This window comes from Cellulomonas sp. P5_C5, assembly GCF_054049655.1.
In genome coordinates this window covers 12,664-25,385 of the sequence record NZ_JBFULY010000032.1, presented here as the reverse complement: position 1 = coordinate 25,385, position 12,722 = coordinate 12,664, and the positions used below count along the sequence as shown (strand labels likewise).

Here is a 12,722-nt window from a genome sequence, read left to right as displayed (position 1 = left end):
AGCCGACCGAGGGTGGGACACCGTGGATCAGATCCGCGTGTTCCTGGTGGACGACAACGACCTCGTCCGGCGAAGCCTGCTGCGGCTGGTCGATACCGCGTCCGATCTGGCTGTCGTCGGGGAGGCCGCGAACGCCTGGGAGGCGTTGGCGCGTGTGCCAGTTGCCGACGTCGACGTCGCGGTCGTGGACGTCCGGCTGCCCGACAGCAGCGGCGTGGAGGTCTGCCGCGAGCTTGGTGACCTGGCACCGAGGGTTCGGTGCCTCATGCTCACCTCCTCGGAAGAGGACCAGGCCCTGCTCGCGTGCGTGATGGCCGGTGCAGCGGGCTACCTCGTGAAAGACCTGCATGGGCGCAACCTCCTCGAGTCGATCAGGCTCATCGCCACAGGGCAGCCGATGCTGTCGCCGACGATGAGGTCTCGGGCGCTCGAGAACGTCGTGCTCGCCCCCCAGCACGACGCACGCCTCGACCTACTGACCGCGCGGGAACGGGCCGTTCTGCACCTCATCGGCGAAGGATTGACGAACCCCGAGATCGCACGCCAGATGGTCCTCGATGAGCTGGCCGTCAAGAGTGACGTCAGGACACTGCTGGCGATCTTCGGGAGCGGCGATCCCGCACGAACCATCCCCGTGATCGCGACTCGGCACCGCCCGACGGCTGTCTCCGCAGCCGAGTCGTCACCGTGACGGCAGAGGGTGCGGTCCGGAGTCGTATCGGTGCCCACCCAGCAGGAGACTCGTCAGACCAACGCCCCACGAGTACGCGCGCTCCAGCTCTCCGTCGCGCAACGGTCCCTTCGTGCCGAGGACCCAGAAGCTCTCGGCCTCGGCAGCGACGTCGAAGCCTGCGCGCCGCAGTGCGCGCCACGCCCCGACTGCAGCGGAGCCGGGCACGTGAGGGCTGTGGATGCGTGTGTCGAACGTCGCCGCACGGACGGGGCGTTCTGGCGGCTCGAGCGCGGCGAGCCACTCCCGCACGCCCGTCKAGGGTCCCGCGTCGGTCGTCCCGCCCTGCGCCTGAGCGTCCGCCCGCGTCGCAGGTCGGCTCATGCCGAAGACCTGTGTCGGCCCACCGACGACCAACAGCTCGACGTCGTGCGGTAGGTGAGCCGGGGCCGCACCGACCTCGAGCAGGGCGACGTCCGGCAGACAGCTGAACATGCCCTCCCAGACCGCCCGCGCAATGTGCGCGGTGTTCCCGAACGACGACTCGTACACGACCAGCGCCCTCATCGCGCTCACCTTCCTTGCATCCCTTCTCCCCAGCGTGTGGCGTCGTCGAGCTCATCTCTAGGGCCGAACGGCCCATCCCGGGCTCGGAGTTCTATGCTGCGAAGGTGGGTGCAGGCGGTTCGGCCGCCGAGCCCGATCGTGGGCTTGACGCGCTGATGAGTGCGATCGTGTCGATGTCGGCGGAGCTCGACACGGCTACGGTGCTCGACCGCCTTGTTCGTGCGGGGTGCACTCTCACCGGCGCCACCTACGGCGCCTCGGGCGTCCTCGGACCGCACGGGGACCTTGAGAAGTTCGTCCACGGCGGCCTGACCGAAGACTCAGCCGACCTCATCGGTGCTCTGCCCCAGGGCCGCGGCGTCCTCGGCCACCTGCTGTCCAGTCCGAAGGCACTGAGGATGCACGACGTGGCCGAGCATCCTTCGTCCGTCGGGTTTCCCGCGCGCCATCCGCTGATGCACACCTTCCTCGGGGTCCCGGTGCGCGCGCGGAGTGCGGTGATCGGCAGTCTCTACCTGACCAACAAGGCGGGCGGCGAGGACTTCACCGCCCGCGACGAGCAGCTCGCCGTGGCACTTGCCGCATCCGCCGGCATTGCCATCGACCATGCCCGTACCTACCGGCGGGTACGCGAGCACGAGCTGTGGCTCGAGACGGCGGCCGCGTGCACCAGCGCGGTGACGAGCGGACAGCTCTACGCCGACGCGATCGCGGAGGTCGTGGAACGGGTGYGTCGACGCACAGGGGCGGCGCGCGTGCTCCTTCACGAAAGTCCTGAGCTGCAGCCCGCTCTCGCAACCGACGACCTCGTGAGCTGGGCCCCGACCATGTCCAGGATGTCCGACGGGGTCGAGATCGGCCTGGCTGGCGACGTCTGGGCACTCCTCGTCCCACTGCGCACCGGCCACCGGTGGGTGGGCGGACTCGTGGCGTGCTGGCCCGCCGACCACCAGCAGGAGTATCCAGATCCTGACCTCCTGAGCGTGGCCGGGTTCGGAGAGCAGCTCGCTCTCGCACTGGACGTGAGGAGGGCCCAGGTCGACCGCTCTCGGCTGGCCGTGCTGGAGGAGAGTGATCGAATCGCTCGTGACCTGCAGGACATGGTGATCCAACGGTTGTTCGCGATCGGCCTCCATCTCCAGAGCGCCGCCCAGGACGCGGTTCCGCCCGACGTGGCGAGGCGGCTCGAGACTGCGATCGACGACCTGGACGGAACCATCAAGGACGTCCGCACCACCATCTTCAGGCTCAGCGTCCGACACCGCGGGGCCCGTGTCGGACTTCTGCCTCGCATCGATGCCGAGATCGGTGCGGCGCGGCGGATCCTGGGCTTCCTGCCGAGGCTGCTGACGGATGGCATCAACGCAACGGTGCCCGACGGCATCATCGACGACGCCGTCGCCGTGATCCGGGAAGCCCTCGCCAACGTGGCGCGCCATGCTGGTGCGCACGACGTCGTCGTCCGCATCGCGCTCGCGGCCGACCTGAGGATCGAGGTGCAGGACAACGGTGTCGGCATGCCCGCCACGGCCGATCATCGCAGCGGCCTCGCCAACCTGGCACATCGCGCGGCAGCTCGCGGAGGCACGATGACCGCGGAAGGGGTGCTCAAGGGTGGCAGTGTCCTGCGCTGGTCGGTGCCGGTGGCGTGAACCGGCTGCCGACAGCATCCGCCCGCGGTCGTCGCGCGAGACGCGCGGCGACCGCGGATGGTCTTCGGGCTAGCGCAGCCAGGCGAATCGCTGGACCGCGCGGATGCGAGCCCAGCGACGTCCGAGGCCCCAGGTGTCGCCGGCGAGCAGGACCGCGCACACGACGAGGACGAGGGCGTAGATGACGTGGTAATCGATCAGCGGGTTGGTCGAGCCCTGCTCGAGCGGCCACTCAGCCACCCACATCAGCGCCATCATGATGGATCCGGCGACGGCCGAGATGCGCATCCCCACGCCGAGCATGACCGCGACACCGATGCCGAGCAGGCCGAGCATGAACAGCCAGTCCGTCCACGTGCTCGCCATCGAGGCGAACGTGTCTGCGAACGGGCCGGTGGTCCCGTACTGCAGGAATCCCTGGCTGGGCGTGCCGCCGTCGATCCAGGCGAGTGTCGGGTCACCCTCGGCTACTGCGGCGCCCGTGGAGTAGTGCAGACCGAAGGTCTTGTCGAGGAACGCCCACAGGAAGATGAACCCCGTGGCGAGCCTGGTGACGGCGAGCCAGCGTCGGCCCGTCGCGGAGGTGACGACGTCGTCCTCGACCATGACAGCCGGGTGTGTCGACGTCCTRGCCTCAGGATGAATGGTGGCCATGATGCCTTTCCCTTCTTCCACGGCCCCGTCGTCGGGACCGGGTTGTCGTCAACTCTGACGAGCCCACGGTGCTCCGTGCCGCGGACGACGACACAGGGTCGAAGGTCCTCTCTGATCCGGACATCCGGGACTCAAGTCCCGGGACGCCGCAGGTCACGCKGGCGGAAGGTGGAGGGAGCGCGGGCGGTGCGGCCGGCCAGATGGTCGGCGTCGTCCGACGCGGACGAAGGAGGCTGCTCATGCGCGCCGACGGACCGGTGGTCGTCGCCCTCGACGGAACAGCGCACAGCGCACAGACGCTCAGGTGGGCCGTCGACGAGGCCGTCAGGCGACGGGCAGAGCTTCTGCTCGTCCGGGTGGTCGAGGACTCCTGGCAGGAGACTGCGTGGAGCTGGTACCCGATCATCGGGCCCGGCGACATCGGCACCGAGGCCAAGGAGTTCCTGGCGGACGAGGTGGCCATGCTCGAGGAGCATCACCCGGGTCTCCACGTCGAGACGCGCGTGCTGCACGGTCAGGTGGTGCCGTGCCTGCGTGAGCTCAGCTTCGGCGCCCAGCTGCTCGTGCTCGGCGCACACGCGCGCGTGGGGCGTTCGCGCACCGGGTCGACCGGTGTGCACGTCGCGGCACACGCCCGCTGCCCAGTCGTGGTCGTTCGCTCCGATCCTGACCGGCCGGCGACGACGGGTGCGGCGGTCCTGGTCGGCGTCGACGGGTCGTCGGCGTCCCTGGCGGCGGCGAACGTTGCAGCCAGAGAGGCGTGGATGCGCGGGCGGCCCCTGCTCGTCGTGCACGCTCGACCGACGATCCCCGACCCCTTCGGGCGCGGGAGCATCCCGCCGCTGGAGACCGCCGACGAGAACGACCCGACTCATCGGGCGGCGCACGCCGTGGCCGCGAAGCTCCGGGGTGAGAACGACGGGCTCACCGTCGAGCTCGCGCTCGTCGACGACGACCCGGCCGACGCCCTCGTCAACCTCGGCGCCGCTGCTGCGCTTCTMGTGGTGGGCTCGCGCGGACTGGGCAGCTTCCGCGGCATGCTGCTCGGCTCGGTCAGCCACGCCGTCCTGCGCGAGGCGACGATCCCGGTGATCGTCGTGCACGACAACGGATGACAGTTCTGGGGCAGGGCGCCACCGGTGCGATGCAGGTGGTCACCCGCCCCGCGCGGCGATCACAGACCCAGAGCGATCGGCAGGGTCGGAGACCGCAGGCGCAGGAGGGCCCGGCTCGTCACGGAGCCGGGCCCTTTGCCGACGCGTCTCACCGGGACAGGAGCACCTTGAGCGCCTGGGTCTGCGCCGCACGTCCGAACGTGTCGTAGGCCGCGACGATGTCTGCCAGGGCGAACCGGTGGGTGACGAACGCCTCCACCGGCAGCTTTCCGGCAGCGACCAGGCGCAGCAGCATCGGCAGCGTGGTGGTGTTGACCAGGCCGGTGGTGATCGTGATGTTCTGGATCCACAGGTCCTGCAGCGCCAGCTCGACCGGCGTGCCGTGCACCCCGACGTTTGCCACGTGCCCGCCGGGCCGGACCACCTCCGTGCACATGGTGAACGTCTGCGGGATGCCGACGCACTCGATGGCCACGTCGACCCCGGCGCCCTCGGTGACCGCCAGCACCTGCGCCTTCCAGTCGGATGCCGAGGCGTCGACCGTGACCGTCGCGCCCAGCGTCTTCGCGACGTCGAGCCGATGGCTGTCAGTGTCGATGGCGATGATCTGTGCGGCGCCGTAGAGCCCTGCGGTGGCGACCGCGGMGAGGCCGACGGGTCCGGCTCCGACGACGGCGACGGTGTCACCGGGCTGGACGTGCCCGTACCGCACACCGATCTCGAAGCCCGTCGGCAGGATGTCGGAGAGCAGCACAGCCAGGTCGTCGGGCACGTTCGGCGGGAGGCGGTGCAGAGAGCTGTCCGCGAACGGTACGCGAACGAGCTCTGCCTGGGTCCCGTCGATGAGGTGGCCGAGCACCCAGCCGATGCCGGGCATCCCCTCGGGCGCCAGACAGTGCGAGGGGTTCTGGCTCCGGCAGTAGGTGCACACGCCGCACCCGCTGATGCACGAGATGATCACGCGCTCGCCGACAGCATGGCTACCCACGCCGTCGCCGACCGCGACGATCGTCCCGACGCCTTCGTGCCCGAGCACCCGTCCGTCGGTGACTGCGGGGACGTCGCCGTGCAGGATGTGCAGGTCGGTGCCGCAGATGGTGGTGGTGTCGACCTGGACCACGGCGTCGGTCGGTTCGAGCAGACGCGCGTCCGGGACCTCCTCCCACGCGATGGTGTTCGGACCGTGGAAAACGAGCGCCTTCATGGTGACTCCTCACCTCGACCGCGTCGGGCACCGTTGCCCGCGCATCTCCAGCGATACTCCGCAGCGCATGAGGTGGGCAGGGCCGATGGTCCTGTCAGAACGAGAGCGTCCTGGCCGCGTCGTGGATGTGCCACGTCTGAAAGGGGACGTTCTGCTCTGTCCGTGCCTCTGGGCCACGCGAACGCTGAGAGGTAGGGAGCCGCTCGTCACCGTGGCGAGAGACCCCGCCGGACGGACGGGAGACAGTGCCATGACAAGCACCTGGAAGGTCACGATCTACCTGTTCGACGTCGACGACGCGAGGCACGACGCGGGTGTGACGAAGGCGCACGCGGTGCTCTGCACCTCGAGCGGCACCACTCTCGACGGCTACGGGCGGGCCCGCCGTGCACCCCGGGACGACAATGACCCCGAGATCGGCGAGGAGCTCGCGGCAGCGCGGGCGCTGCGCAACCTGGCGGACCGCCTGCTGTCGGCGACCTCCGACGACATCGAGGCGATCGAGCACGACAACGCGCACCTCACCCTCCTGCGGTCATGACCATGAACGTGGACACGCGCCGGTCGTGATGATGACCGCCGTCGTCGCCATCGTCGGATGGACGTACGTACCCGGGTGCGGGCGCGAGATTGTCGATCTAGCGTGTGCCGGTGAGCAACGTCGTGGTCGTGGTGCCCTGGCGGCCCAAGCCGTCCCGGCTTGACGCATTCGACCGGGTGGTCAGCTGGTACCAGCGGCATCTACCGGACGTGGAGCTGCGCACGATCGATACCGACGACCAGACCTTCAATGTCGCGCGCTGCCGCAACCAGGCGGTCGGCGCGTGGCCCGACGACGGCGTCGTGGTGCTGAACGACGCCGACACGCTCCCGGAGCGAGACGCGCTCCTACGGGCGATCGAGGGGGCGAGGGCTGCCCAGGCGGTCCACCTGCCGTACACGGAGTACCGCTGGCTCGGTGCGATCGGCAGCGCGCAGTACGGCGCGGGGGCGCCCGCTGCGCACTGCGACTTCGAGCTGGTGCGTGGCGCATGCTCGGGGGTCACAGTGACGACGCCCCGCACGTGGTTCGCCCACGGCGGCCAGGACGAGCGGTTCCGCGGCTGGGGCTTCGAGGACGCCGCATGGAACCTCGCGCACGAGACGATGCTCGAGCGGCCGCCCGTGCGGACCGACGGGCGCGTGTACGCGCTGCATCATGTCCCCGCAGAGCGCCACGGCACCCAGTACGAGGCAAACGCTCGCCTCATGGCGCGCTACGAGGCCGCTGCCGGCGACCGCACCGCGATGGCTCAGCTGATCGCCGAGGCGCCGACCGCGCGGAACGCTCTGGCAGGCCCCGGGTCCTGAGCGAGGGAACCGGCCGCGGCCGCGAGGAGCTCCGCGCCCTCGCCCTCGAGGGCCATCAGCCGCAGGAGCGCGTCGCGCACCTCGCCGACCGAGGCCCGGTTGGGGTCGAGAACCTCGCCGACACCGACACGCTCGATAGCCGCGGCACCGGCGAACTGGTCGGTCGAGAACGGCAGGACGAGCATCGGCGTCGCGGTGCCGACGGCCTCGGTGACCGAGTTGTTGCCGCCGTGCGTGACCAGCACGGCCGCCGTCCGCAGCAGACGCACCTGCGGGAGGTACTCGCGCACCAGCCATCCGGCGGGTAGCTCGCCCAGCTCGCGGACGGGGGTCGCACCACTGGCGATCGCGGCCCGCACTCCCGCCTCGCGGAGCGCCGAGACCACCGTGCGCAGCACGTCTGAGCGGACGGACAGAAAGCTGCCGAAGCTGACGTAGACGAACGGCTCCGCGCCGCCGAGCCACGCGTCGACCTCGGGGTCGGCAGGCTCGGCACGCAAGCTCCCACCCAGGTACCGGTGCGGCGGGAGCTGCACTGCGCGCTCGGGCGCTGCCAACGCCTCGGGGTAGTGGAAGAGCACGAGAGGACCGTGCAGGGCGAATGCGTCGTCGACGGGCGTCTTCCCCGGCTCGAGCTCGGAGCCGGCGCTGTTCCACTCCCTCGTGAAACCGGCGGCCACCCGTCGGCACAGCACGTCCAGCTCGGCGAGCCCGGCCGGGTCGGGGTGGAACGCTCGCGGCCACTGTGGGGGCTTGCCGTAGACCTCGTCGCCCACCGGCAGGGCCGTCGGGTGCCCGAGGACGACGTCGGCGTAGGGGACGTCACCGGCCCACAGGCCGAGGCGCGCACCGTACGCGAGGTGGTCGACCAGGATGGCGTCGGGGCGTACGGTCTCGACGACGTCGAGGGTGGCTCGCGCCTTCTCGACCGGCCTCCACATGAGGTCGACCAGCCGCTCCCGCGCCTGGTACGCGAGGGTCGGCACCATCCCGTGCCGTGTGGCGTCGAAGAACCCCCGCAGCGAGTCCGCCTCGTCGTCCGGCTGCTTCTCAGCCCGGATCACCCCCGGGTTGGACCCGCGGCCCAGCTGCAGGAACGCCGTCTCGTAGCCGAACGAGGCCGCGATGCCCGCGGTGGCCTCGCCGCTGGCGACGACCACGCGCTCCCCCGCGTCCCGCCACGCCGTGCCCAGAGCTGCCAGCGGAATCAGGTGCGAGGCGTAGTCCGGGCTGATGATCAACAGCGTCATCCGGGGMCGACCAGGGCCAACCGGTCTGCGATCTCGTCCGCCGCGACCCGTCGGTAGAGGTCTCCGAGCGTGTCTGCCATGCGCTGGATGGTGAAGCTCTGGGCGACTGTCGAGCGGGACCGACCCGCACGCCGACCGTCCGTCTCGGCGAGCGAGGCGTCGAGCGCGGACCCGATCGCCGCGCCGAGACGGTCGGCGTGCCACGTGGCGGTGAGGAAGCCGGTGTCGCCCTCGTCCACGTAGGTCGCCGGGCCGCCGCCGTCGGGCGCCACGACGACGAGTCCGGACGCCATCGCCTCGAGCAGCGCGATGCCGAACTCCTCCTTGAGGCTCGCGCACACGTAGATCCCCTGCGGCGCGCTGCGCCCGGGAAGCCCTGTGCGCGCGGCCGCGACCCAGCGAGCCACGACGTCGTTGGGTCGATGGCCGGGGAGCAGCAGGCCGGCGTCTGCCCGCTCGGTGGCGGGCACGACCGCATCGATGAGGTCCAGCTGCTCGCGCTCGTCGGCTGACGGGTGCTCCAGGTCCCCACCGACGACGAGCAGGTTGGCCCGGTCGCGCAGTCCCCCGCTCGCCCACGCCTGCACGAGCGTKGCAACGCCCTTGACCCGGTGCAGGCGCCCGACGCTCACGATCAGCGGCAGCGACCGGCGCTCGATCGGCAGCGCGTCGACCAGCGCGCGCAGCTCGGCCAGCGCGGCCGTCGGTTCACCGCCCGCGGCATACGCCTGAGCCTCCGCCACGGCGCGGTCGACCACGACGAGATCCACGCCCTCCGGCACGATCGTGTGCCGCTCCGGGTGCGCCATGACGTCGATCCCGACCAGCTCGCGCATGTCACGTCGCAACGCCGGACGAGGGAACAGCACCGTGTGCGCGGCGTTGGCGGCGAGCCGCTGCACGAGCCGCGCGCGGAACCAGAAGTGCTCTGCTGCGTCGACCTCCCCGAAGTTGTGCCGGGTCAGGCGACCGGCCAGGTCGAGCGACTGGATGACGGCGTGCGGGTCGGGCGCGACCGTGAACACGGTGGGGATGTCCAGCTCGCTCGCGACGTCGGCTGCGGCCAGGCTGCCGACGTCGGCCATCCGCAGGTGGACCAGGTCGACTCCGCCCGCAGCGCGCAGGACGCGCCGGATGCCCCGACGCGCTGACACGCGCAGCGACCAGGCCGCGGCCATCGGAACCGGCTCACGACGAAGCGGGACCCGACCGTAGTGGTGACCGCTGCCGTCCAGCGCGCGCAGGTCGGCGACGGCMTCGGGGACCGAGCCCCGCGAGATGGTGATCACGCTGTCCACCGCCCGCGTCCGGGGGTTCGCGGCGACGAGCGCATCGCCGAGCCGCACGAGCAGCGTCGCGATGCCGCCGTTGTCGCCCGCCCCGGCGGCGGTCAGGCCGGCGTCGACGTCGGCGTGAAGGAACAGCTGAGCGACCCTCAGCCCCTGGCGCGCGGGCTCCCGCCGCCACGACGCGGCCGCGTCGATGTCGACGAGCGAGAGCCGGGCCACGTCCGCCAGCTCGTCATGCCCGGCGGCCAAGCCGTCGAGGAGCCCGACGACGGCGCCGTCACCCGGGCGCTGACCGAGCGCGGCGACGGCGGCACCTCGCACCAGCTGGTCCTCGCCGATGTCATCGGCGAGCTCCAGGAGCGGCCGGACGGCGACGGCGTGGCKCACGAGCCCGAGGGTCTCCACCACGCGGGCCCGCGGCTCCGGCTCCGTCACCCCGAGCAGCGCTGCCTCGAGACCGACGGCCACCTGCTCGGGGGCGCCGACCGACCACTGCTCCAACGTCCGCTGGGCGAGCATCCCGCCGAACCCGCCGCCCTCGATCATGCCGATGAGGCGCGCGACCGCGTCCGCGCGTGGCAGCCCCGAGCCGAGCACCCACGCGGCGTGCTCACGCACGAACGGCCGGTCGTCGGACAGCAGCCGGGCCACCGCGCGCGAGGCCTCGTCGTCGCCGATCTTCCCCAGCGCGTGCACCGCGGCGATCGCCACCAGCTGGTCGGCGTCGAGCAGCGCGCCCCGGAGCACCCGGATCGTCCGGACACCAGGGTCGCGCGTGCTCTCGAAGGCGAGCTCGTCGGCGAGCCGCATGCCGTCGACGATGCGCGTCGCCGCACGTAGCTCGTCGAGCGAGGTCTGGATGCCCACGGGGCTCCTCTGCGTTGTGGTGCTGGACCGGCGAGACCCGTCGGTCCAGCACGGCCGATGCTAGGTCGGCTGCCGACGACCGGCCCGTCGAGTTCCTGGCAAAGCTCTCAGCATCTGGCCACGAGCGACCTGTGTGCTCGTTGCGGCCGGGGACGACAGGTGGAGTCGGGGTGCGCGCGACATCCAGGCACGGACAGTTGCGGCCCTCGCAACGCACGTGCGCGCCAGACCGTCGTGGCGGGCGACCGGGAAGAGCCTCCGAGCAGGGCACGCAGCTCGCCGATCGCCTGGCCGCGTCTGCCCGTGCGGACTCGATCGCCGACGAGCCTTCCCGCTAGTCGCTCCGACCCGGGAACACGTCCACGGTGAGCAGGTAGGCCTCAAGGAGGTTCCGTGCGCCGCCGTACCGCGCGACATCAGGGTCGGACTCGGGACGCCACACTGCGATCACCTGAGAGTCCTGGAAGTTCCCGCCAAAGAGGAAGGCAGCCGTTCCCTGGTCGAACGTCACCAGCACGGCCGGGTGGCAGTCCCGGTTCTCGATGCACATGGCCACGGCGCGATCCGCAACTCCCGTGCACGGCGAGAGACTYGCCGCTCGGCAGTAGTCCTCCGCCCAGGCAACGATCGACTCCGGTGAATCCGCAGCCGGCAGAAGTCCGTACACATCGGTGTCTGTCGTGACGAGCTCGGACCCTTCCATCGTCGGGGAGGGCGATGAATCCCGCTCCACCGCGGGGATCGCGGGCGTCGACTCCGCGTCAGAGGGAGGGGATGCCGTGCACCCCGCGGCAAGGAGAGCTACCACCAGAACCGCTGCGGCCCGTCGCATGCTGACCATCGGATCGCCTCCGCGCTCAACCTAGTGACGGCGAAACACCGCCACAAGGAGATTGAGAGCCCACCGATCCCTGATCAGACGTGCGGCGAGTGCCCCGGCTGGAGTTGCGCGGCGGAGGATTCGGTCGGGTACGGACCGTCGCATGCGCACGTCCTGGAAGACGTTCCGGCAGGGTGTCGATGTGGCGTGCCCTCGCGCGTCGTCCGGGTAGACGTCGMCGTACGCAGAGCGACGCCACCGCGATGAAGGACGGAGAACACGATGACGACCAACCCCGATGACCCGACGAGCACCCTGCCCGGTGATGCCGAGGTGACCGACCTCGCCACCTGGCAGGTGGCCCGTGACGAGCTTCTGGTCCAGGAGAAGGCGCACACCCGCGCGGGTGACCGGCTCGCGGCAGCGCGGCGCAGGCTGCCGAGGGTCGAGATCGACGGCACGGTCGAGATCGTCGGGCCGGACGGGCCGGTCCCGTTCGTCGACCTGTTCGAGGGACGCGACGAGCTCGTGGTCTACAAGCACATGTGGCACGACGGCGCACCCCATCAGGGGCAGTGCGAGGGCTGCACGTTCACCGCCTGGCAGCTGAAGGACGCCCTCTACCTGAACGCACGGGGCGTCTCTTTCGCCATCCTGACCACCGGAATCTGGGAGGAGGTCGCGCCGTTCCTCGCCTTCATGGGCTACACCCAGCCGTGGTACTCGGTGCGCGACGTCGAACCCCCCGTCGGCGACGACATGGGCTCCTTCACCTCCTTCCTGCGCGACGGCGACCGRGTCTTCCTGGCCTACTCCACGACCGGTCGCGGCGTCGAGTCGGCCGTCGGCTCCTTCGGCCTGCTCGACATGACGCCCTACGGGCGCGGCGAGGCCTGGGAGGACAACCCCGACGATCGGCCGGAGGGGCGCGAGCCGTGCTGGTACTGGCGGACCGACGCGGACGGCAGACCCGGGTGGGCGCAGTCGACTCGACCCGTGCCTCAGTGGACCCGCCCTGGTGCGACTCCCGTGGAGACACTCGGCCGCCACGCCCACCACCACTGAGGAGGGACCTGTGAACGTCTGACGAGGGGTCGCTGCGATCGATGGGCTTGACGGGACGGGCTCCGAGGCAGGCACACTGCCCTGGTGCGCCGAAATGTCCGGTTTCGCACGTCGGCGCTCCTGATCGTCGCCGTCGCGACTCTGAGCGCCTGCACCGTCAACTTTCCGCAGGACGAGCCGGAGAGCCCGTTACCTCGAGCTTCCACGGGGCAGCCCGCA

The 12,722-nt window shown here is 70.9% G+C and carries 12 protein-coding genes; 6 read left to right on the top strand and 6 right to left on the bottom strand.

Annotated elements, in window-relative coordinates:
- The first annotated feature begins 22 nt into the window (after positions 1-22).
- Complete coding sequence (locus ACXJKF_RS19105; RefSeq protein WP_456789307.1) at positions 23-691, top strand: response regulator; 669 nt, start codon at positions 23-25, stop codon at positions 689-691.
- On the opposite strand, the gene ACXJKF_RS19100 is transcribed toward ACXJKF_RS19105, so the two are convergent.
- Positions 683-1,237, bottom strand: coding sequence for a flavodoxin family protein (locus ACXJKF_RS19100; RefSeq protein WP_456789306.1), 555 nt, complete (start codon positions 1,235-1,237; stop codon positions 683-685). The genes ACXJKF_RS19105 and ACXJKF_RS19100 overlap by 9 nt on opposite strands.
- A 104-nt stretch (positions 1,238-1,341) precedes the next feature.
- Here ACXJKF_RS19100 and ACXJKF_RS19095 point away from each other — a divergent pair, with 104 nt between their 5' ends.
- Positions 1,342-2,889 carry a GAF domain-containing sensor histidine kinase gene (locus ACXJKF_RS19095; RefSeq protein WP_456789305.1) on the top strand — a complete coding sequence of 516 codons (1,548 nt, stop codon included), beginning with the start codon at positions 1,342-1,344 and terminating at the stop codon, positions 2,887-2,889.
- A gap of 69 nt (positions 2,890-2,958) precedes the next feature.
- Here ACXJKF_RS19095 and ACXJKF_RS19090 read toward each other — a convergent pair whose 3' ends face one another.
- Positions 2,959-3,495 carry a DoxX family protein gene (locus ACXJKF_RS19090; protein ID WP_456789304.1) on the bottom strand — a complete coding sequence of 179 codons (537 nt, stop codon included), beginning with the start codon at positions 3,493-3,495 and terminating at the stop codon, positions 2,959-2,961.
- A gap of 287 nt (positions 3,496-3,782) precedes the next feature.
- On the opposite strand from ACXJKF_RS19090, the gene ACXJKF_RS19085 reads away from it, so the two are divergent.
- Positions 3,783-4,658 (top strand): universal stress protein, encoded by an 876-nt coding sequence (locus ACXJKF_RS19085; RefSeq protein ID WP_456789303.1) that lies wholly within the window; start codon positions 3,783-3,785, stop codon positions 4,656-4,658.
- A gap of 148 nt (positions 4,659-4,806) precedes the next feature.
- On the opposite strand, the gene ACXJKF_RS19080 is transcribed toward ACXJKF_RS19085, so the two are convergent.
- Positions 4,807-5,862 carry a zinc-dependent alcohol dehydrogenase family protein gene (locus ACXJKF_RS19080; RefSeq protein ID WP_456789302.1) on the bottom strand — a complete coding sequence of 352 codons (1,056 nt, stop codon included), beginning with the start codon at positions 5,860-5,862 and terminating at the stop codon, positions 4,807-4,809.
- A gap of 250 nt (positions 5,863-6,112) precedes the next feature.
- Between ACXJKF_RS19080 and ACXJKF_RS19075 the strand changes: the two genes are divergently transcribed.
- Together ACXJKF_RS19075 and ACXJKF_RS19070 are read left to right on the top strand one after the other, a co-directional pair.
- Positions 6,113-6,403 (top strand): dsRBD fold-containing protein, encoded by a 291-nt coding sequence (locus ACXJKF_RS19075; protein ID WP_456789301.1) that lies wholly within the window; start codon positions 6,113-6,115, stop codon positions 6,401-6,403.
- A 110-nt stretch (positions 6,404-6,513) separates the two neighbouring features.
- Positions 6,514-7,212, top strand: a complete 699-nt coding sequence (locus ACXJKF_RS19070; RefSeq protein WP_456789300.1) for a hypothetical protein — start codon at positions 6,514-6,516, stop codon at positions 7,210-7,212.
- Here ACXJKF_RS19070 and ACXJKF_RS19065 read toward each other — a convergent pair.
- The 3 genes from ACXJKF_RS19065 to ACXJKF_RS19055 all read right to left on the bottom strand — a co-directional run bounded on the left by ACXJKF_RS19065 (position 7,155) and on the right by ACXJKF_RS19055 (position 11,450).
- Entirely contained in the window at positions 7,155-8,462 is a 1,308-nt protein-coding gene (locus ACXJKF_RS19065) for a nucleotide disphospho-sugar-binding domain-containing protein (protein WP_456789299.1), read from the bottom strand. The genes ACXJKF_RS19070 and ACXJKF_RS19065 overlap by 58 nt on opposite strands.
- Positions 8,459-10,618, bottom strand: a complete 2,160-nt coding sequence (locus ACXJKF_RS19060) for a glycosyltransferase (RefSeq protein WP_456789298.1) — start codon at positions 10,616-10,618, stop codon at positions 8,459-8,461. Before ACXJKF_RS19060 ends, ACXJKF_RS19065 begins: the two co-directional genes overlap by 4 nt.
- 334 nt (positions 10,619-10,952) lie before the next feature.
- The gene (locus ACXJKF_RS19055) at positions 10,953-11,450 is read right to left on the bottom strand and encodes a hypothetical protein (RefSeq protein WP_456789297.1); all 498 of its coding nucleotides are present in this window, start codon (positions 11,448-11,450) and stop codon (positions 10,953-10,955) included.
- A 270-nt stretch (positions 11,451-11,720) separates the two neighbouring features.
- On the opposite strand from ACXJKF_RS19055, the gene ACXJKF_RS19050 reads away from it, so the two are divergent.
- Positions 11,721-12,503: a DUF899 family protein gene (locus tag ACXJKF_RS19050; protein WP_456789296.1), complete on the top strand. Its 783-nt coding sequence runs from the start codon at positions 11,721-11,723 to the stop codon at positions 12,501-12,503.
- Positions 12,504-12,722 lie beyond the last annotated feature (219 nt).